At 70.4% G+C, this 20,016-nt stretch carries 17 protein-coding genes; 6 read left to right on the top strand and 11 right to left on the bottom strand.

Annotation, left to right across the window (positions count from 1 at the left end):
- Positions 1-49: 49 nt before the first annotated feature.
- Positions 50-1,552 carry an amino acid permease gene (locus DKM19_RS32860; protein WP_110701092.1) on the top strand — a complete coding sequence of 501 codons (1,503 nt, stop codon included), beginning with the start codon at positions 50-52 and terminating at the stop codon, positions 1,550-1,552.
- Between the two features lie 80 nt (positions 1,553-1,632).
- On the opposite strand, the gene DKM19_RS49955 is transcribed toward DKM19_RS32860, so the two are convergent.
- Complete coding sequence (locus tag DKM19_RS49955; protein ID WP_162641950.1) at positions 1,633-1,800, bottom strand: hypothetical protein; 168 nt, start codon at positions 1,798-1,800, stop codon at positions 1,633-1,635.
- 318 nt (positions 1,801-2,118) lie between these two features.
- On the opposite strand from DKM19_RS49955, the gene DKM19_RS32855 reads away from it, so the two are divergent.
- Both DKM19_RS32855 and DKM19_RS32850 read left to right on the top strand, forming a co-directional pair.
- Positions 2,119-3,000: an AraC family transcriptional regulator gene (locus tag DKM19_RS32855; RefSeq protein ID WP_110701090.1), complete on the top strand. Its 882-nt coding sequence runs from the start codon at positions 2,119-2,121 to the stop codon at positions 2,998-3,000.
- Positions 3,001-3,106: 106 nt separating this feature from the next.
- Positions 3,107-5,044 (top strand): maleylacetate reductase and hydroxyquinol 1,2-dioxygenase domain-containing protein, encoded by a 1,938-nt coding sequence (locus DKM19_RS32850; protein ID WP_110701088.1) that lies wholly within the window; start codon positions 3,107-3,109, stop codon positions 5,042-5,044.
- 9 nt (positions 5,045-5,053) lie between these two features.
- Here DKM19_RS32850 and DKM19_RS32845 read toward each other — a convergent pair whose 3' ends face one another.
- The 3 genes from DKM19_RS32845 to DKM19_RS32835 form a co-directional block, all read right to left on the bottom strand.
- Positions 5,054-5,518 (bottom strand): SSI family serine proteinase inhibitor, encoded by a 465-nt coding sequence (locus DKM19_RS32845; protein ID WP_110701086.1) that lies wholly within the window; start codon positions 5,516-5,518, stop codon positions 5,054-5,056.
- Positions 5,519-5,613: 95 nt separating this feature from the next.
- Complete coding sequence (locus DKM19_RS32840) at positions 5,614-7,686, bottom strand: 3-hydroxyacyl-CoA dehydrogenase NAD-binding domain-containing protein (protein WP_110701084.1); 2,073 nt, start codon at positions 7,684-7,686, stop codon at positions 5,614-5,616.
- A complete protein-coding gene (locus DKM19_RS32835) occupies positions 7,683-8,882 on the bottom strand; it encodes a thiolase family protein (protein ID WP_089206366.1) in 1,200 nt (399 codons plus the stop codon). The genes DKM19_RS32840 and DKM19_RS32835 overlap by 4 nt, the downstream gene beginning before the upstream one ends.
- A gap of 225 nt (positions 8,883-9,107) precedes the next feature.
- Between DKM19_RS32835 and DKM19_RS32830 the strand changes: the two genes are divergently transcribed.
- Positions 9,108-10,100: a LacI family DNA-binding transcriptional regulator gene (locus DKM19_RS32830; protein ID WP_110701082.1), complete on the top strand. Its 993-nt coding sequence runs from the start codon at positions 9,108-9,110 to the stop codon at positions 10,098-10,100.
- A 182-nt stretch (positions 10,101-10,282) separates the two neighbouring features.
- Here the strand turns inward: DKM19_RS32830 and DKM19_RS32825 are convergent, their stop codons facing one another.
- The 4 genes from DKM19_RS32825 to DKM19_RS52125 form a co-directional block, all read right to left on the bottom strand.
- Complete coding sequence (locus DKM19_RS32825; protein ID WP_239513706.1) at positions 10,283-11,287, bottom strand: sugar phosphate isomerase/epimerase; 1,005 nt, start codon at positions 11,285-11,287, stop codon at positions 10,283-10,285.
- Positions 11,284-12,414, bottom strand: a complete 1,131-nt coding sequence (locus DKM19_RS32820; RefSeq protein ID WP_110701080.1) for a dihydrodipicolinate synthase family protein — start codon at positions 12,412-12,414, stop codon at positions 11,284-11,286. Before DKM19_RS32820 ends, DKM19_RS32825 begins: the two co-directional genes overlap by 4 nt.
- Positions 12,414-13,556: a Gfo/Idh/MocA family protein gene (locus DKM19_RS32815; RefSeq protein WP_110701078.1), complete on the bottom strand. Its 1,143-nt coding sequence runs from the start codon at positions 13,554-13,556 to the stop codon at positions 12,414-12,416. The genes DKM19_RS32820 and DKM19_RS32815 overlap by 1 nt, the downstream gene beginning before the upstream one ends.
- Positions 13,557-13,689: 133 nt before the next feature.
- Positions 13,690-14,025 (bottom strand): SDR family oxidoreductase, encoded by a 336-nt coding sequence (locus tag DKM19_RS52125; RefSeq protein ID WP_239513705.1) that lies wholly within the window; start codon positions 14,023-14,025, stop codon positions 13,690-13,692.
- A 278-nt stretch (positions 14,026-14,303) separates the two neighbouring features.
- On the opposite strand from DKM19_RS52125, the gene DKM19_RS32805 reads away from it, so the two are divergent.
- Positions 14,304-14,936, top strand: a complete 633-nt coding sequence (locus DKM19_RS32805; RefSeq protein WP_110701076.1) for an HNH endonuclease family protein — start codon at positions 14,304-14,306, stop codon at positions 14,934-14,936.
- Positions 14,937-15,246: 310 nt separating this feature from the next.
- Here the strand turns inward: DKM19_RS32805 and DKM19_RS32800 are convergent, their stop codons facing one another.
- Both DKM19_RS32800 and DKM19_RS32795 read right to left on the bottom strand, forming a co-directional pair.
- On the bottom strand, positions 15,247-16,473 hold the full coding sequence (locus tag DKM19_RS32800; RefSeq protein ID WP_110701074.1) for a ribonuclease D: 1,227 nt from the start codon (positions 16,471-16,473) through the stop codon (positions 15,247-15,249).
- Positions 16,470-17,066, bottom strand: coding sequence for a DUF3000 domain-containing protein (locus DKM19_RS32795; RefSeq protein ID WP_089206376.1), 597 nt, complete (start codon positions 17,064-17,066; stop codon positions 16,470-16,472). The genes DKM19_RS32800 and DKM19_RS32795 overlap by 4 nt, the downstream gene beginning before the upstream one ends.
- A gap of 684 nt (positions 17,067-17,750) precedes the next feature.
- On the opposite strand from DKM19_RS32795, the gene hemE reads away from it, so the two are divergent.
- Positions 17,751-18,788, top strand: a complete 1,038-nt coding sequence (gene hemE, locus DKM19_RS32785; RefSeq protein ID WP_110701070.1) for a uroporphyrinogen decarboxylase — start codon at positions 17,751-17,753, stop codon at positions 18,786-18,788.
- A gap of 60 nt (positions 18,789-18,848) precedes the next feature.
- Here hemE and DKM19_RS32780 read toward each other — a convergent pair whose 3' ends face one another.
- The gene (locus tag DKM19_RS32780; protein WP_162641948.1) at positions 18,849-19,820 is read right to left on the bottom strand and encodes a DUF4349 domain-containing protein; all 972 of its coding nucleotides are present in this window, start codon (positions 19,818-19,820) and stop codon (positions 18,849-18,851) included.
- Between the last annotated feature and the right edge of the window lie 196 nt (positions 19,821-20,016).

Here is a 20,016-nt window from a genome sequence, read left to right as displayed (position 1 = left end):
TGACCTGAGTCACAGAGAAAGACGACTCCGGACGGTCAAGGTGAACGGCATGGATGCTTTACGCGTCAAGTCGGTAGAACAGTCGGTCCAGGACACCGAGGCTCCCGAACATCGGTTGCGCAAGGATCTCAGCGCGCTCGACCTGACCGTCTTCGGCATCGGCGTCATCGTGGGCACCGGCATCTTCGTGCTCACCGGCCGGGTCGCCAGGGAGATGGCCGGGCCCGCGGTCGCCCTGTCGTTCGTGGTCGCGGGCATCGTCTGCGCGCTGGCCGCGCTCTGCTACGCCGAGTTCGCCTCCACCGTGCCGGTGGCGGGATCGGCCTACACCTTCGCCTTCGCCACGCTCGGAGAGTTTCCCGCCTGGATCATCGGCTGGGACCTGATGCTGGAGATGATGCTCGGCGCCGCGGTCGTCGCGGTCGGCTGGTCGGGCTACCTGAACTCGCTGCTGGAATCTCTGGGGATCCCCCTGCCCGATGTGATCGCCGGGGAGAACCCGGTGTTCAACCTGCCCGCCGCGCTGATCGTGCTCATCCTCACCGCGGTCCTGGTCATCGGGATCAAGCTGTCGTCCCGGGTCAACCTGATCATCGTCGCGATCAAGCTCGCGGTGATCGCCCTGGTCATCGTGGCGGGGCTGTTCTACATCAATCGGGAGCACTACGTCCCGTTCATCCCGCCCTCCAAGCAGACCCCCGCGGTGGAGGGCCTGTCCGCGCCGCTGATCCAGGTGCTGTTCGGGGTCACCCCCGTCGCCTTCGGCGTCCTGGGCATCTTCAGCGCCGCGGCGATCGTGTTCTTCGCCTACATCGGGTTCGACGTGGTCGCCACCGCGGCCGAGGAGACCCGCAACCCCCGGCGCGACCTGCCGATCGGCATCATCGCCTCGCTGGTCATCTGCACGATCCTCTACGTCGCGGTCTCCCTGGTGGTCGTCGGCATCCAGCCCTACCAGCAGCTCAGCGAGTCCGCGCCGCTGGCGGACGCGTTCAAGGCGGTCGGCCTGACCTGGGCGGCGACCCTGATCAGTATCGGAGCCCTGGCCGGGCTGACGACGGTCGTCATGATCCTCATGCTGGGCATGTCGCGGGTGATGTTCGCGATGAGCCGGGACAACCTGCTGCCGGGCAGGCTGGCCAAGGTCCACCCGACGTACCGCACGCCGTACCTGATCACCATCATCATGGGCGTCGTGGTCGCCCTGCTGGCGGGGCTGCTGCCGCTGGCCACGATCGCCGAGCTCGTCAACATCGGCACGCTCTTCGCGTTCGTGATCGTCTCGATCGCCGTGGTCATCCTCCGCCGGACCCGCCCCGATCTGCCGCGTTCCTTCCGCACCCCGCTGGTGCCCCTGGTGCCGATCCTGTCGGTGCTGGCCTGCCTCTACCTGATGCTCAACCTGCCGGTGGAGACCTGGCTCAGGTTCGCCGTGTGGATGATCATCGGGGTCCTGGTCTACATCGGGTACGGCTACCGCCACAGCAGGCTGTCGGGGCACTCTCCGGAGGGCCGGCGACCTACGAGCACCGACGAGGCCCCGGCGCCGTAGCGGCGCCGCCGAGCCGGGCGCCGGCGGGGTTGTTCGCCTCGCCGGCGTCGTCGTCCGCGGGCCCGCGCCGCGCCCCGGGGTCAAGAGATGACGCTGTTGGCGAAGACGACGACCGCGCCGAACGTGGCGCCACCGTACATGAGTGAGGACGGCCACGACTTCCCCTCGGTGCGCTTCAGCGCCACCGCGGTGGCCGAGACACTGATTCCGAGACCGAAGATGACAGCGGCCCGTGTGGTGAGCAGCATCGGGAGACTCCTTGCGTTTGGTGACCTCTCATTCAGCGGCAGCCGGGCGACCGGTTCCCGTCACCAGCTATGTAACCGCTCGTATGTTCGAATATTCGAGAGCCGCGCCCTGTGTTGTGATCTTTTGCCCTGGCCTGGACAACGATGGGAATTCAGAGCCGGGCCGCCGGCGCGCGTGACGCCGTCGGGGGATCGGCGGCGTGGTCGGGCGGAATGGCTCGCCGTGTACCGGTCCGGGGCCGGCCCGTCCCTGACGATGACGTACATGACGCCTTATATCGTGAGCTGAGGGATCGGCGCGGGCAGGAGGACGGCATCATGACGCGGGAGCTGGGGTTGAGCGACACCCAGGGCATCCTCGCGCGGCCGGGAGTGCGTCCGGCCCGGACAAGCGAGGGTCTGGGCTGGGAGAGCCTGTACCTTTCGACCCAGCGGGAGCTTCCCTACCGCGACGCGTTCGACGGGGCGCCGTGCCACCTGATGGTCCTGCACCTGGACGGGCCGGTCACCGTGCGGCGCGGGCGGCGCGGGCTCGTCTCCACGGAGAGGATGCCCGCCGGAGGACTGTTCCTGCACCCCGCCGAGACCACGCTCAACGTCGAGCTGGGCGGACCGCTGAACACCGTGCACGCGTACCTGACCGATGAGGCGCTTCAGGAGGCGGGAGAAGAGGGGCGGCAGGTTCGGCTGGGAGAGGCGTTCTGCGGCACGGATCCGCTGCTGGAGCAGCTGCTCCTGGCCCTGGACCGGGTCGTCAGGGACCGGCAGCCCGGCGACCGGACGTATGCCGACCAGCTGGCCGTCGCGGTCGCCGCGCAGCTGGCCCGGCGCCACAGCACACGCCGCCGCGAATCCCCGGAACCGGCGGGTCCGTCCGGGCTGACGGACAGGCGGTTCGCCGCGGTGCGGGAACTCCTGGACGCCCGGATCTCCGAGCCCCTGCCGCTGAAGGACATGGCCGAGGTCGCGGGGTTGAGCGTCAGCCAGTTCGCCCGTGCCTTCAAGGTCCGCACCGGGCAGCCTCCGCACCGGTATCTGATGCGGTTGCGCGTGGAGCAGGCCGTACGGCTGCTGCGCACGAGTACGCTGCCCATCGCCGACATCTCGGCCCGGTGCGGCTTCTCCCATCAGGAGCACCTCACGCGCGTGCTCCGGGCGCAGCTGGGCAGGACTCCCGCCGCCCTGAGGCGGAGCGGCTGAGGTCCCGCGCTTTTTGTGCATCTCCGGCGGCGGAATCGTGCAGGAGATTCCCCGCCCGTGGGCCCGAGACTTGTGATGACAGTCCGTCGTGCGACAGGAGCGAGCCATGCAGGAGTTCACCTACGTCAGACAGGCCGCACGGGTCGTGTTCGGCACCGGGACGCTGGCTCGGCTGCGCGAGGAGGTCGAACGGCTGGGCTGCTCGCGCGCGGTGGTCCTGACCACTGCGCGCCAGACGGACCTGGCCGCCCGCGCACGGGAGCTGCTCGGATCGCTGGCCGCCGGAGAGTTCACCCGGGCCGTGATGCACACCCCGACCGACGTCACCGCGTCCGCCCTCGACCTCGTGCGCGAGCTGGGCGCCGACTGCGTCGTGGCGATCGGGGGCGGCTCGACGACCGGCCTGTCCAAGGCCCTGGCGGTACGCACCGGCCTGCCGCAGATCATCGTCCCCACCACCTACGCCGGCTCCGAGGTCACGCCGGTGCTCGGCGAGACCGACAACGGGATCAAGACCACTCAGTCCTCCCCGGAGATCCTGCCGGAGACCGTCATTTACGACGTGGACCTCACCCTGGACCTCCCGGTGCCGATCTCGGTGACCAGCGGCGTCAATGCCATGGCCCACGCGGTCGAGGCGCTGTACGCGCCGCAGGCCAATCCGGTGACCGACGAGCTGGCGCTGCGCTCGATCGCGCTGATGTCCGCCGCCCTCCCCCGGATCGCCGAGGACCCCGCCGACCGCGAAGCACGGGCGGACGCCCTGCAGGCCGCCTGGCTGGCGGGCACCTGCCTGGGCGCCGTCGGCATGGGCCTGCACCACAGGCTGTGTCACATCCTCGGCGGTTCGTTCGGCCTGCCGCACGCCGCGACCCACACGGTCGTCCTGCCGCACGTCATGGCCTACAACGCGGAGGCGGCGCCGGACGTCATGCGGCGGATCGCCGGAGTCCTCGGCGCGGCGGACGCGCCGGCCGCCGTGTACGACCTGGTCTCAGCCCTGCACGGGCCCGTCTCGCTGGGTGAGCTCGGCCTGCGCGAGGAGGACCTGGACAAGGTGGTCGAGCTCGCGGTCGGCGCGTCGTACCCCAACCCCCGGGAGGTCACCGCCGACGGCGTCGCCGCGCTGCTCCACGACGCCTGGGAGGGACGCAGGCCCGCCTCGGAGAGCCGGGCGCTGCCGACCGCGGAGCTGCGGACGCTCACCGACCAGGTGGTGGCGAGCTTCGACGGCGCCCCCGATCCGCGCGTGCGGCGGTTGCTCGCCGACCTGGTCCGGCGGCTGCACGGCTTCGTGGCGGACAACGACCTCACCGAGGACGAATGGCAGTACGCCATCGGATTCCTCACCCGCACCGGGCAGCTGTCCAGTGACACCCGGCAGGAGTTCATCCTGCTCTCCGACACGCTCGGCGTCTCCAGCGCCGTCGACCTTCTCACCAACTCCCGTACGGCCGAGAGCACGCCCTCCGCCGTGCTCGGCCCGTTCTACGTCGAGGGCCCGCCGCCGCTGCCAGGAGGAGCGGACATCTCCCAGGGCATGGACGGCATACCGCTGTGGACTTCGGTACGGATCACCGGCACGGACGGCACCGCGCTGCCGGACGCGGTGGTGGACGTCTGGCAGTCGAACGCCGACGGCTTCTACGACGTCCAGCTCCACGACCTCGACGGCCCCGCCCTGCGGGCACGGTTCCGCTCGGACGCCGAAGGGCGGGTGGAGTTCTGGTCGATTCTTCCGTCGGCGTATCCCATCCCCGGCGACGGCCCCGTGGGACGGATGCTGGACGCGGCGGGCAGGCACCACTACCGCGCGCCGCACCTGCACTTCATGATCAGCGCTCCGGGCCGGCAGCGCCTGGTCACCCAGCTGTTCGTCGCCGGCGGCGCCTACCAGGACTCCGACACGGTCTTCGGCGTCAAGGACGCACTGATCGTCGACTTCCCCGAGCGCAAGGGCCCCGCGCCCGACGGCCGGGAGCTGGACGGCCCGTGGCACTCCCTCGAATACACCTTCCACCTCGCCCCCGCGACCCCGAGCTGACCCGCCGGCTCAGATGGAGAAGACAGGACCGGTGAGAGCGGTCATCTCGCAGCCGTTGTCGTAGGTCTTGGTGAACCAGACGAACCTGCCCTCCCAGGTGCCGATCGCTCTCACCGTGCGCGGGGCGTACTCGTCGGTGCAGATCATGTCGATGTCGTACGTCATCTTCGACAGGTCGCCGCCGACCCTGCGGATCATGTCGCAGGACGTGGCGAGGGCCGCGCCGCCGCCGAGAGCCTGGTCGCAGTCGAGAAAGGCGGTCCTGGCCGGGGCGCCCGCGACGGAGACGCTGAGCGCCAGGGACGACCGGCTCTCCCGGGCGGGCGCGGCGGCCACCGGTGGCTGAGACCGGCCGTCCGGAGCGGGCGAGACGGGCGGCGACGATCGATTGTCCGAGGCGGGCGCGGCTGTCGTGGGCAGCGCGGTCGCGAGCGCGAACATCGCGCCCGCGGACACGATCATGACGGTTCTCATGTGAGGGGTGATTCCCTCTGCCGGACCAAGATCCGAGTTTTTTCAGGTCAAGGATTCTCCTGTTTTTTTACCCGGCGATCCGATAGACCGAGGCGTCAGGCGGGGAGCGAGGCCACGCCCGGCGCGAGGAAGCGCGGGTCGGAGATGCCGGTCCGGTCCAGGTAGGGGGTGATGCCGCCCAGGTGGAAGGGCCAGCCCGCTCCGAGGACCATGCACAGGTCGATGTCCTGGGCCGCCGCGACCACGCCCTCGTCGAGCATGAGGCGGATCTCCTCCGCGAGGGCCCGCAGCGCGCGCAGCCGTACCTCCTCCGCCGTCGACGGAGAGGTCCCGCCGGAGAAGAGCGCCACCGCCTCGGCGTCCAGCGAGAAGTCGGGCGCGTAGACGCCGGGCTTGCCCGCCGCGACCAGCTTGGCGAGGTTCTCCGACACGGAGTAGCGGGACGGGAAGGCCTCGTGCATGGTCTCCGCCACGTGCAGCGCGACGGCGGGGCCGACGAGCTGCAGCAGCGTGAACGGGGTCATCGGCAGGCCGAGCCCGTCCAGCGCGTGGTCGGCGACCTCCAGCGGGGTGCCCTCGTCGACGGCGCCGATGACCTCGCCCATGAAGCGGGTCAGGAGCCGGTTGACCACGAACGCGGGCGCGTCCTTGACCAGCACGGACGACTTCTTCAGCGATCGGCCGACGGAGAAGGCCGTGGCCAGCGTCGCGTCGTCGGTCTCGGCACCCCGGATGATCTCCAGCAGGGGCATCACGGCGACCGGGTTGAAGAAGTGGAACCCCACGACGCGCTCGGGGTGCCGCAGCCCGGAGGCCATCTCGGTGAGGGAGAGCGAGGAGGTGTTGGTGGCCAGCACGCACTCGGCGGAGACGACCTCCTCCACCTCGGCGAACACCTGCTGCTTGACCGCCAGGTCCTCGAACACGGCCTCGATGACGAAGTCGGCGTCCGCGAACGCGTCCTTGGTCAGCGAGCCGGTCACCAGGGCCTTGAGCCGGCCCGCCTGGTCGGCGGAGACGCGGCCCTTGCCGAGCAACTTGGCGATCTCGGCGTGGACGTAGCCGACCCCCTTGTCCAGCCGGGCCTGGTCCAGGTCGGTCAGCACGACCGGGACCTCCAGGCGGCGGGCGAACAGCAGCGCCATCTGGGAGGCCATCAGGCCCGCGCCGACCACGCCGACCTTGGTGACCTTGCGGGCCAGGGCCGCGTCGGGCGCGCCCGCGGGCTTCTTGGCCCGGCGCTGCACCAGGTCGAAGGAGTAGAGGCCCGCGCGGAGCTCGTCGCCCATGAGGAGGTCGGCCAGGGCCTGGTCCTCGGCGTCGAAGCCCTCGTCGCGGGAGGCGGTGCGGGCCAGCTCGATCAGGTCCAGTGCCCGGTAGGGGGCAGGGGAGGCGCCGTGCAGCTTCATGTCGAGCAGGAAGCGGGCGTCGGCGACGGTCTTGGACCAGTCGCCGGCGGTGTGGTCGGTTCGCGAGACGGTCACGTCGCCGCGCAGCACCCGGGCGGCCCAGCGCAGCGACTCCTCCAGGAAGTCCGCCGGCTCGAACATCGCGTCGGCGATCCCCGACGCGAAGGCGTCCCTGCCCTTGATCATGCGGTTCTGCGAGAGCGGGTTCTCGATGATCAGCTTGATGGCCGCGGCCGGGCCGATCAGCCGGGGCAGCAGCTGCGTGCCGCCCCAGCCGGGAACCAGGCCGAGGAAGCACTCGGGCGTCGCGACCGCGGGCACGCCGGAGGAGATGGTCCGGTAGGTGCAGTGGAGCGCGACCTCCAGGCCGCCGCCCATGGCCGCGCCGTTCACGAAAGCGAACGACGGCACGTCCAGCTCGCCGAGACGGCGGAACACGTCGTGGCCCAGCCTGCCGATCTGCAGCGCCTGGTCCCGCTCGGAGACCAGGGCGGCGCCGTTGAGGTCGGCGCCGACCGCGAAGATGAACGGCTTGCCGATGACGCCCACGGCCGCGACGTCGCCGCGGGCGGAGATCGCGTCGAGGGCCTCGCCGAGCGAGGTCAGGCCGCCGGGGCCGAACGTGGACGGCTTGGTGTGGTCCAGGCCGTTGTCCAGGGTGATCAGCGCCATGGTGCCCGCGCCGTACGGCAGCTCCACGTCGCGGACGATCGCCCTGGTGACGACCTCGTCGGCGAAGAGTTCCTTGATGTCCGTCACTTCTTACCTTCCCAGCTGAGGTTCTCCCAGATGACCGTTCCGCCCATGCCCAGGCCGACGCACATCGTGGTCACGCCGTACCGGACGTCGGGGCGCTCGCCGAACTCGCGGGCGAGCTGCGTCATCAGGCGCACGCCGGAGGAGGCCAGCGGGTGGCCGAAGGCGATCGCGCCGCCGTAGGGGTTCACGCGGGCGTCGTCGTCGGCGATGCCGAAGTGCTCCAGGAAGGCCAGCACCTGTACGGCGAAGGCCTCGTTGATCTCGAACAGGCCGATGTCGGAGACGGACAGCCCGGCCAGGCGGAGCGCCCGCTCGGTGGACGGGATGGGCCCGACGCCCATGACCTCGGGATCCACGCCCGCGAAGGCGTAGGAGACCAGGCGCATCTTGGGCGCGAGGCCCAGCTCCTCGGCGACCTCTGAGGCGGCCACGATGCAGCCGGTCGCGCCGTCGTTGATCCCGGAGGCGTTGCCGGCGGTGACCCGGCCGTGCGGGCGGAACGGGGTCTTCAGGGCGCCGAGCCCGTCGAGCGTGGTGCTGGGGCGAGGAGCCTCGTCCACCGTCGCCAGACCCCAGCCCCCCTCGGCCGACCGGGTCGCCATGGGCACCAGGTCGGGCTGGATCCTGCCGTCGGAGTAGGCCTTGGCGACCTTTTCCTGCGAGGCGAGGGCGAAGGCGTCCGCGCGGTCCTTGGTGATGGACGGGTAGCGGTCGTGCAGGTTCTCCGCGGTCATCCCCATGACGAGGGCGGAGCCGTCCACGAGCTGCTCGGCCAGGAAACGGGGGTTGGGGTCCACGCCCTCGCCCATCGGGTGGCGGCCCATGTGCTCGACGCCGCCGGCGATGGCGACGTCGTAGGCGCCGAAGGCGATGCCCCCGGCGAGCGAGGTCACCGCGGTCATGGCCCCGGCGCACATGCGGTCGATCGAGTATCCGGGCACGCTCTTGGGCAGCCCGGCCAGGATCGCGGCGGAGCGGCCGAGGGTCAGGCCCTGGTCGCCGATCTGCGTGGTGGCCGCGATGGCCACCTCGTCGACGCGGTCGGGCGGCAGGTTCGGATTACGCCGAATCAGCTCGCGGATGACGCGGACCACCAGGTCGTCGGCGCGCGTCCCGGCATACAGGCCCTTGGGACCCGACTTGCCGAAAGGCGTGCGTACACCGTCGACGAATACGACGTCACGAGACGAAGGCACGGAGTTCGCTCCTCGTTGCTGGATTGCTTCACCCCTATGCTACTCGTCGGTAACAACGCTTGACGCGACCAGGTGCCCGGATAGATCGCGGGACGGGACGGACAGGAAAGTAGATTGTTCCTTACAGGCGTGCGCGGGTCTGGGGTCGCGCCTCGTCGATGTGCCCAGAATGCGAGAAGAAAGCATCTCTGGCAGTTTTGGAAAACGCTTTCCTGGAGGTTTTCTGTGGCCACGCTCGAGGATGTCGCCCGGCACGCGGGCGTCTCGCTCGCCACGGCGTCGCGGGTGCTCAACGGGAGCACCCGGCAGGTGGGAGCTTCACTGCGCACCAAGGTGGAGCTGGCCGCCGCCCAGCTCGGCTACCGCACCAACGTGGCCGCGCAGACCCTGGCCAAGGGAGCCAGCAACGTGATCGGGCTGGTCGTCCACGACCTCACCGACCCCTACTTCGCCGCTCTCGCGGACGGAGCCATGCGGGTGGCCGAGAGCCAGGCGCTCATGGTCATGGTCGGCACCACGCATCGCGACGCCGAACGGGAGATCGCCTTCGTCTCGACCCTGAACGCGCAGCGGGTCTGCGCCGTGCTGCTCGCCGGATCCCGGATCGCGGACCCCCACGTGACCCGCAGGCTCCGCGAGGAGCTCGATCGCTACCGGGACGCCGGAGGGCGGGTGGCCTGCGTGGGCCAGGACCTGCTGGGCGTGAACACGGTGGTGCCGAGCAACCACGAGGGCGCCGCCGCGCTGGCCCGGGCCCTCGCCGGGCTGGGGCACCGGAGTTTCGCCGTGCTCGCCGGCCCTCCCGGGCTGATCACGGCCCGGGACAGGGTGGCGGGGTTCGCCGGGGCGCTCGAGGTGCTCGGCCTGCCCGCGCCGCAGGTCGTGCACGGCTCCTTCGACCGGGACGGCGGTTACACGGCGGCGTCCCAGGTGTCCGGTGCCACCTGCGTGTTCGCGGTCAACGACGTGATGGCGGTGGGCGCGCTGGCGGCCTTCAGGGATCGGGGGGTCAGGGTGCCCGACGACGTCTCGGTGGCGGGCTTCGACGACATCGTCACGCTGCGGGACCTGGTTCCGGCGCTGTCCACCGTACGGCTGCCGCTGGCGTACATGGGCGCCCGCGCGCTGGAGCTTGCCCTGGAGGAGGCCAAGGGGATCCGGGTGGAGTCCGTGGCCGGGGAGGTCGTCCTGCGGGAGAGCACGCGCGAGCTGATCTGAGGACTCCGTGGATGCAACCCTTCGCGGCCCTTCGTGGACCGGGACCGGGCGGCCTGGGACCTCGGGCGGACGGCGAGAGGCCGGGGCCTCGCGGGGAGCTCGGGCAGATGGAGGGGGAGGGCGGACGGCGCGGGGGCCTCGGGCGGACGGCGGTGCGGGCCGCTTCGCGCCGTCCGGCCGCGTCAGCCTCCGATGAGTTCGCCGAACCTGGTCCTGACCCTGGTCAGGACCTCGTCGGGGTCGGCGGCCCACACCTCGGCGTTGAAGATCTCCACCTCGATGTCCCCGGTATAGCCCGCCTCGGTCACGGCCCTGGTCAGCGGGGCGAAGTCGATCACGCCGTCGCCCATCACGCCCCGGCCGAGCAGCACGTCGGCCGGGAGGGGGGACAGGAAGTCGCACACCTGGTAGCTCGCGATCCGCCCGCCCGCCCTGGCGATCTGCCGGAAGACCTGCGGGTCCCACCAGACGTGGAAGGTGTCGACGACGACGCCGACCTGCGCGGGCGGGTGCGGCTCCGCGAGGTCGAGGGCCTGACCGAGCGTGGAGAGCACGGCCCGGTCGGCGCAGTACATCGGGTGGAGCGGTTCCAGGGCCAGCCTGACCCCCCGCTCGCCCGCGTACGGCGCCAGCACGGCCAGTGCCTCGGCGACCCGCTCCCGCGCTCCGGACAGGTCGCGGGAGATCGCGCCCAGGGGCTCACCGGGGACCACGCCGGGCAGGCCGCCGACCACCATGACCAGGCACGCGGCGTTCAGCTCCGCGGCCTCGTCGATCGCCCTGCGGTTGTCGTCCAGGGCCTCCGGGTCGCCGGAGGTGAGGAAGCCGCCCCGGCACAGGGACGACACCCGGAGCCCGGCGTCCGCGACCAGCTTCACGGTCTCGTCCAGGCCCTGCTCGGCGACGTTCTGCCGCCACAGGCCGATGGCCTCTACGCCGTGCCGCACGCACCCGTCGACGGCCTCGGCCACCGACCACCGCTTGGTGGTCCACTGGTTCAGCGAGAAACGACTTCCGCTCCGCCCGCTCCCGGCCCGCTCGTTCTCAGCCTGGCCCGGAGGCCTCCCGCTCCTGGCTTGCTCGTTCTCAGCCTGGCCCGGGGGCGTCCCGCTCCCGGCCCGCGTGTTCTCGGATTTCCCCGGGGTCCGCTCACTCCGGGCTCGCTCGTTCTCCGTCTGCCCGCTCATAGTCCGTTCACCGCCAGCAGGGACCTCATCCGGTAGATCGCCAGCTCGGGATCCACCAGCAGTGCGGCCCGGTCGGCCAGGCGGAACACCTCGGACAGGTGTGGAATCGAGCGGGCCGCCTGGGCGCCGTTGATCATGTTGAAGGCGTTCTGGTGGCCGTTGAGCCAGGCCAGGAAGACGATGCCGGTCTTGTAGTTGTAGGTGGGCGTCTCGAAGATCTTCCGGGAGAGCGGGACCGTCGGGGCCATGATCTCGTCGTACCGTCCGAGGTCGCCGTCGTCGAGTGCCTGGAGAGCCGCGGCGGCGGCGGGGGCGATCGCGTCGAAGATGCCCAGCAGCGCGTGGCTCCCCGACCTGATCAGCGAGGGGTAGTTGAAGTCGTCGCCGGTGTAGAGCCTGACGCCCTCCGGCAGCGCCGCGCGCAGCCCGATCTCGTGCTCGGCGTCCAGGAGGGAGACCTTGACCCCGTCCACCATCGGCGCGTGCTCGCGGATCAGCGCCAGGAACGACGCGGTGGCCTCGGCCACGTCCCCCGAGCCCCAGTAGCCCGCGAGCCCCGGGTCGAACATCTCGCCCAGCCAGTGCAGGATCACCGGGCGGTCCGTCTGGGTCAGCAGCCGCCCGTAGACCCGGTGGTAGTCCTCGGGGCCCCGCGCGATCGCGGCGAGCTGCCGGCTGGCCATGACGACGACCCCGGCGCCGGCGTCGCGCACGGTCTCGATCTGCTCGGTGTAGGCGGCCACGATCTCGTCCAGCGTCCGGGCCCGCGGCGCGTGGTCGGTGCCCGCGCCGCACGCCACCAGCGTCGCCGGGTCGCCGAACTCCTTGGCCTCCCCGGCGCTGCGCTGGATCAGCTCGCGGGTGGCCGCCCAGTCCAGGCCCATGTTGCGCTGGGCGGTGTCCATGGCGTCGGCGATCCGCAGGCCGTACGACCACAGGTGGCGGCGGAACCGCAGGGTGGTCTCCCAGTCCACGACGGCGGGGGAGCCCGGGGTGTTGTCGCCGAGCGGGTCGGCGGTCACGTGGGCGGCGGCGTAGGCGATGCGGCTCCTGGCGGGAGCGGCGGGCCTGGCCCAGGTCACCGCCTCGCGCAGGGTGTGGTCGCCGCCGGGGAGCGCGATTCTCATCACGGCTCCACGGGAAGCCGGAGCCCCTCGGCCGAGGAGCGCAGGCCCAGCTCGGCGATGCGGACGCCGCGGGCGCCGGAGACGAAGTCGTAGGGGAAGGGCGCGTCCTCGACCACGTGGCGGATGAACATCTCCCACTGGATCTTGAAGCCGTTGTCGAACTCGGCGTTGTCGGGCACCTCCTGCCAGTCGTCGCGGAAGCGGGCGGTGGCGGGCAGGTCGGGGTTCCAGACCGGTTTGGGAGTGGTGGCGCGGTGCTGGACGCGGCAGTTGCGCAGGCCCGCGACCGCGCTGCCGTGCGTGCCGTCCACCTGGAACTCCACCAGCTCGTCCCGGTTCACTCGAACGTTCCAGGAGGAGTTGATCTGCGCGATGATCCCTCCCTCCAGTTCGAACACGCCGTACGCGGCGTCGTCGGCGGTGGCCGGGTAGGTCATGCCCCGCTCGTCCACCCGCTCGGGCACGTGGGTGACGGCCTGCGCGTAGACCGACCGGATGCGGCCGAAGAGGTTCTCCAGCACGTAGGCCCAGTGCGGGAACATGTCCAGGACGATGCCGCCGCCGTCTTCGGCGCGGTAGTTCCACGACGGGCGCTGCGCGGCCTGCCAGTCACCCTCGAAGACCCAGTAGCCGAACTCGCCGCGCACCGACAGGATCCGGCCGAAGAAGCCACCGTCGATCAGGCGCTTGAGCTTGAGCAGGCCCGGCAGGAAGAGCTTGTCCTGCACGACGCCGTTCTTCACACCCTTGGCGGTCGCGGCCTCGGCCAGCGCCAGGGCGTCGCTGAACGTCTCGGCGATCGGCTTCTCCGCGTAGATGTGCTTGCCCGCCTCCACCGCCTTGAGGACGGCCTTCACCCTGGCCTGCGTGACCTGGGTGTCGAAGTAGATGAGATTGTCGTCGTCGGCCAGGGCCGCGTCGAGGTCGGTGGTCCAGCCGGCGATGCCGTGATCGGCGGCGATCTTCGCCAGCTTTTCGGGGTTCCGGCCCACGAGCACCGGCTTGAGCATGATCCGGCTGCCGTCGGCCAGTGCCACGCCGCCCTGCTCGTTGATCGCCAGAACCGACCGGACCAGGTGCTGGCGGTAACCCATGCGGCCGGTGACACCGTTCATCACGACACCGATGCTTCGCGGGGACATCTTCTCTGGCCTCCTATGGAAAGCGCTTTCCATCATACGGTACGGCAGTCGCCATGTCTTCGGCAAGCACTCATCCGGTCTCGCCTGTTTCAGGGACCCGGTCGGCGCCCACCCCCGGTCCAGGCCATGGCGGTCAGGCCGTGGTGCCGGCGTCGACGGTGATGGAGGCTCCGGTGATGTTCCTGCCGCCTTCGCCTGCCAGATGGGCGACGGTGGCGGCGATGTCGCCGGCGACTGCGGGGTGACGGTCGGGCGCGTCAAGGCGGGACTGGACGACCTGCTGGCCGGATTCGCTTCCTGAGCGTCCGGCGTTCTCTGGCCGCCGGACGCGGCTCGGTTCGCCGGAAAGGGGATGGGCTGTTCCGTTCGCCTGGGCCGGGCGGAATGCTCGATCGAACGGATTCGCCCCGTGTTTCGCCGCCCAGCGGTTTTTCCGCCGGCCTTTTTCCTTTTCGCCTTCCGGCCACATGGCCCGGCGTATTCGGAGACCACCGCTGGATTGTTTACCAGGGTTTCACGGCGCGTTCGGCGTTGTTAAGTGTGATCCGGGTTGTTCTCGTCCGGGCATCGCAGCAGGTCATAAGGGCTGTTTCGCGAATTGAAGGCATGATCCGACCAAACGCGCCTTGACTCATCGTCAAACCCTGACATTTCTGTATTTGTCAGGACTTGAGAAGTTCCGTCTGTCCCGCCTCGCAGAGCCCAGACCCCCCGACTGGCCGAGGTAGCGGACAGAAGGGGCCACTCGTGAAACGAGTCGTCACCGCGGTTCTCGCTGCCCTCACAGCGACTTTTCTCACGCTCTCCCTGACCACGGGAACGGCGTCGGCCACCCCGCCCAGCATTCCCTCGGCGGCCACCGCCGCCACCCGGCTCGCGACGCTCACCGTCGCCCCGGAAACCAATCAGTCCTCCTACGACCGGGCATTGTTCAACCACTGGATAACCATCAGTGGCGCGTGCAATACCAGGGAGACCGTGCTCAAGAGGGACGGCGTCGGCGTGGTCGCCGGTTCCAACTGCGCGCCCACCTCGGGCAGCTGGTACTCCCCGTACGACGGTGCCACCTGGACGGCCGCGAGTGACGTCGACATCGACCACATGGTGCCGCTCGCCGAAGCCTGGCGGTCCGGCGCCTACGGCTGGACCAGCGCGCAGCGGCAGACCTACGCCAACGACCTGGGCGGGCCCGAGCTGTGGGCCGTGACGGACAACGTCAACCAGTCGAAGGGCGATCAGGACCCGACGACGTGGCAGCCGTCGGTCGCCTCGTTCCGCTGTACCTACGCCAGGGCGTGGATCCAGGTGAAGTACTACTGGAAGCTGACGCTGCAGAGCGCCGAGAAGAGCGCCCTGCAGAGCATGCTCGCCACCTGCTGAACGAACGCGGGGGTCACAGGCCCGGGCCTGTGACCCCCGCGTTGAGCTTCCGAGCCGGCGGGCGGCTGGATTCCCGCGGAAGAAAATATGATCTACTTTGTAAAGGGCTCGGCTCGCGGTCAGAGACGACTCGCCGTGATCCGGCGGGAGCGGTGACGGCATGCCGGGTGAGCACAGGGACGCACGACCCGGTGAACACCGCGACGACGGCGCGTGCCGACACGGGAGATCGGCTCAGCCGCTTCACGGGAACCGCGGTCCGCACGATCGCGGAAAGACCGTGCGTGCCCCACGGCGCCCATGGGGCCGATCAGACCTCGCCCTTGGTCTCTAGGCGGATGAGGGCCTTGGCCATCGGGTGCGCGGTCAGCTCGATCTGCCACTCCCTGGCTCCGAGTTCGCGGAGCCGGGCGGCGACGGTCTCGTCGTCGATGACCGGTGGGGGCTCCCAGGTCAGGCGGCGTACGGAGTCGGGCTGGATCAGGTTCTCGGTCGGCATGTGGTGCTCGTCGGCGAGCGCGGCCACCACGGCCCTGGCGGCGGCCAGTCTCCGGGCGGCCACGGGGTCGCGGTCCATCCACCGGTTGGCGGGCGGAGGCCCGTCTCCCGCCGCGCTGGGCTGGGGGAGCTCCGAGTCCGGCAGCGCGCGGGCCGCGCCGATGGCGGCCAGCCACTCGCGCAGGTGCCGGCGGGCGCTGCGGCCGGTGAACGGGGCGATGTCGGTGAGAGCCTTGGTGGTGCGGGGCATGTCCAGGGCGGCGGAGACGATCGCGGAGTCGGGCAGGACCCGGCCGGGAGCGACGTCCGACTCGCGGGCGAACTCGTCGCGGAGCGTCCACAGCTCCCGGACCACGGCCAGCCCGCGCAGCGAGCGGACCTTGTGGATGCCGGAGGTGCGCCGCCACGGATCCGTGCGCGGGCCGGGGGTCTTGTGGGCCAGCACGGCGGCGAACTCCTCCTGTGCCCACGCCAGCTTCCCGCTGTCCTTCAGCTCCTGGTAGAGGATGTCGCGGAGCTCGATCAGGACCTCGACGTCGAGCGCCGCGTAACGCAGCCAGTCTTCCGGCAGCGGACGGGTGGACCAGTCGGCGGCCGAGTGACCCTTCTCCAGCTTGAGCCCGAGGACGTTCTCCACCATCAGGCCGAGCCCGACCCGCTCGTAGCCGAGCAGCCGGCCGGCCAGCTCGGTGTCGAACAGCTCACGCGGATGGAAGTTCAGCTCGGCCAGGCACGGCAGGTCCTGGGAGGCCGCGTGCAGGACGATCTCGGCGTCGGCCAGCGCGGCGTCGAGATCCGACAGGTCCGGGCAGTAGGTCGGATCGATCAGAGCGCTGCCCGCGCCGGTGCGGCGCAGCTGTACGAGATAGGCGCGGCCGCTGTAGCGGTAGCCCGAGGCGCGCTCGGCGTCCACGGCGACGGGGCCGGTGCCCTCGGCGAAGGCGCGCACGACGCGCGCGAGGTCGGCCGGGCCCTCGATGACCGGTGGTATTCCGTCTCGGGGCTCCAGCAGCGGAACTACGGTCGTCTCGTCGGTCACGTTCGAAAGGGCTCCGGATCCTCGCGACGACGTGACGGCAGCGCCGTCACGTCGGGTGGCAGGGGTGGTATGCCCGCCGCCAGGCACATCAGGTCACACCAGGCCGCGACGTGCCCGGAGAGGTCCTCCTGCAGAGGGGACCAGGACGCGCGCAACTCCAGCTCCGTGGTCACCGGATCTTCGGCCTTGTTGCCGAAGCCCTCGGAGACCGCTCTGGTGACGGTGCCTCCGGCGGCGGTGTAGCCGGCGTCGTGCGCTTCGAGCGACTCGGTGAGCCAGCTCCAGGCGACGGGGCCGAGCAGCGGGTCTTCGGTGATCTCGGGCTCCATGTCGGCCCGGACGTAGGCGACGAGACGGAACTGGCCGTCCCAGCCGCGCTGGCCGTCCGGATCGAAGAGCATGATGAGGCGGCCGACCGCGAGCTCGTCGTCGTCGCGATAGACCGAGGCGCCGATGGCGGCCGAGTAGGGGGCCAGGCGCTGCGGCGCTGGAATGTCCTCCAGCTCGATCTCCGGCCTGACCTCCGCCGGGCGCATGCTGGCCGCCGCGCGCCGGAAGGCGGCGGGAGCGGGCGGCGCATCACCGAGGGTCATATCGGAAGAGTAGGTCGAAACTGAGCGCATGGGGACCACTGGGGTGCGTGTAGAAGCCATGGGAGCCGATCAAGCCACTGCCATCGACCTGCGGAACGCGGACGCGTCCTCGCCGTGGGGGACTCCCAGGAAGAGCGCGTGACCGCACTCGACGCAGGCCCACTCGGGACATTCGCCCGGTTGGTGGCCGTCGAGGCAGGGTGGCTGCTCGAAAACCCGCTCGCCGGCACAGGAAGCACAGCGCTCACCGCGACGTTCGGGTGAACTCCACATTGTGGACATCGCACGGGCCTTTCGTCGGGTCGTGGTCCGACGTTGGCACGTCGCGCCGACATTTCCGCGCAGCGTGCTCGGCGTGTCCCGAAAGTGGTGTAGGAATCGATGCCGCGCGGTGACTTGGCGAACATTTGGACCAGCCGGGGGCTGGGCCAGATTCCCCAATGGGAGGAACTGTACCCGGAAACATGATCGTGTCGTGCCGTCCGGTGCCGCCTAAGGCGTGCTGACATCGGGTTTTGGAGGACGAAGTACTCCAAACGGGTAAGACGCGATCATTATCGCCACTTGGAACTGTCTATGTGTTGTTAGGTGCAATCTCATCGAATAACTGGTGATTTCGTACTCGGTGCGCCGGTCAACGGCCTTGATGAGCGGACCGACCCCTCGACATGGCACTCTGGGGGGGTGACTCCCGAGCTTGCCGACTCTCCGTTCCTGCGCGCCTGCCGCCGCGAGCCCGTTTCCCACACGCCTGTGTGGTTCATGCGGCAGGCCGGCCGTTCGCTGCCTGAATACCGGGCCCTGCGCGAAGGCGTTCCGATGCTCACCGCCTGCGCCACCCCGGACCTGATCGTGGAGATCACGATGCAGCCGGTCCGCCGGTACGGCGTGGACGCGGCCATCCTCTTCAGCGACATCGTGGTTCCGCTCAAGGCGATCGGCGTCGACCTCGACATCAAGCCCGGAGTCGGCCCGGTGGTGGCCGCCCCGATCAGGGACGCCGCCGCGCTCGAGGTCCTGCGCCCGATCGAGCCCGACGACGTCTCCTACGTCACCGAGGCCGTCCAGGCGCTGACGAAGGAGCTGGGCGCCACCCCGCTCATCGGCTTCGCGGGCGCGCCGTTCACCCTGGCGTCCTACCTGATCGAGGGCGGGCCCTCCAAGAACCACGACCACACCAAGGCCATGATGTACGGCGAGCCGGAACTGTGGCACGCCATGATGGACCGGCTGACCGAGATCACCCTCGGCTTCCTGCGCGTCCAGCTCGCCGCCGGAGCCTCCGCCGTCCAGCTCTTCGACTCCTGGGTCGGCGCCGTGTCGCCCGACGACTACCGGGAGTTCGTCCTCCCCTACACCAGCCGCATCTTCGCGGGCCTGGCCGACCTGGGCGCCCCGCGCATCCACTTCGGCGTCGGCACCGGCGAGCTGCTCGGCCTGCTCGGCGAGGCCGGGGCCGACGTGGTCGGCATCGACTGGCGGGTCCCGCTCGACGAGGCCGCCCGGCGGGTCGGACCCGGCAAGGCGCTGCAGGGCAACATGGACCCGACGATCCTGTTCGCCCCCTGGGAGGTCGTGGAGCGCCGCGCGAGCGACATCCTCACCCGCGCGGCCAAGGCCGAGGGACACGTCTTCAACCTCGGCCACGGCGTACTGCCCAGCACCGACCCCGACCAGCTCGCCCGCCTCACGGACTTTGTGCACGAGGCCTCGGCCCGCTGACTCCCCGTCTCCGGGCCCGTCTCCGGCCCGGAGGGGCCGCCCGCGACCACCGCGGGCGGATTATGACCGTTCGTACGGAACCGGGTCCTCCTCCTCGGTTTCATCCGAACGGACGACGGGCTGCGGCGCCGGTGCGTTCCTCCTGTCACGGCGGAGCACGAAGGCCACCAGCAGCCAGACGGGCACGATCACGAGCAGCCAGGGCAGCAGCACGCCCAGGGCGGTCAGGGCGATCTTGACGGCCGTGACGAAGCCGCTCCAGCCCGTCTTGAGCCCGGCGAGGAAGCCGGAGGGCTCCTCCTCGACCTCGGGGATCACGGTCGCCGGGCCGACCAGGTTCAGCGTCAGCGTCGCCATGCTCGTCTGCGAGGCGAGGGACTTCTGCCTGGCCTGGAGGGACTCCAGCTCGCTCTCGCGGTTGGAGACCTCCCGCTCGACCTCCAGCACCTGGCCGATCGTCTCGGCCCTCTTCATCAGCGTGCGCAGCGAGTCCAGGGCGGCCTTCGCCGACTTCAGGCGGCTCTCCACGTCGGCCACCTGCTCGGTGACGTCCTCGGTGTTCTGCTGCAGCGACTCACGCGTGCCGAGCTCCTTGCCCAGGCGGTCGACGGTGCTGGGATAGACGCCGGGCGGGACCTGGAAGACCAGGTTCGCGGAGCCCTCGCCGCCGGAGTAGGAGCCCGACTTCTCCATGGCCAGGTAGCCGCCCGCGGCGGTGACGATCTGCCGGGCCCTGTCGGACGCCACGGTGACGTTCTTGGCCCTGACCGTCATCTCCGCCGTGTAGATGATCGCCCGATCCTGCGGGACCACCTTCACCTGGCTGGTCTTCGACTGGTCGGTCTGTGATTCCCCCACCTGGGGCTTCGCGACGGTGCCACTGTCCGCGCCCGCGATGCCGGCGGCGGGTGCCTCCGCTCCGCCCGTGGAGGACATCCCGCTCGTGGGCTCCGAACTCCCGCAGGCGGACAACAGCAACACCAGGCCGGCGAGGGGGATCGCGAGGCGCGGGCCGTACCGGAATCTGTTCATGCTCTTGTGACGGGTCCGGTGACGGCGGGGTTTGGAACAGGCAGTCACGATGGCGTCACGTTCTCGGTGCCGCCGGGTCACGGAGGCGGGAGGAAACAGGACCGGGCGGGGCGGGCGGATGGCCCGGCATGGTCTGAGCGGCGGACGAGGCGCCGGAGGCCGGGGGGACACACGACCGCGCGCGGGTGACGGTACG

This window comes from Streptosporangium sp. 'caverna' (assembly GCF_003203775.1).
Taxonomy (GTDB): Bacteria; Actinomycetota; Actinomycetes; order Streptosporangiales; family Streptosporangiaceae; genus Streptosporangium; species Streptosporangium subroseum.
Note: the sequence above shows the minus strand (reverse complement) of the source record. Positions and strands in the feature narration are given on the sequence as shown.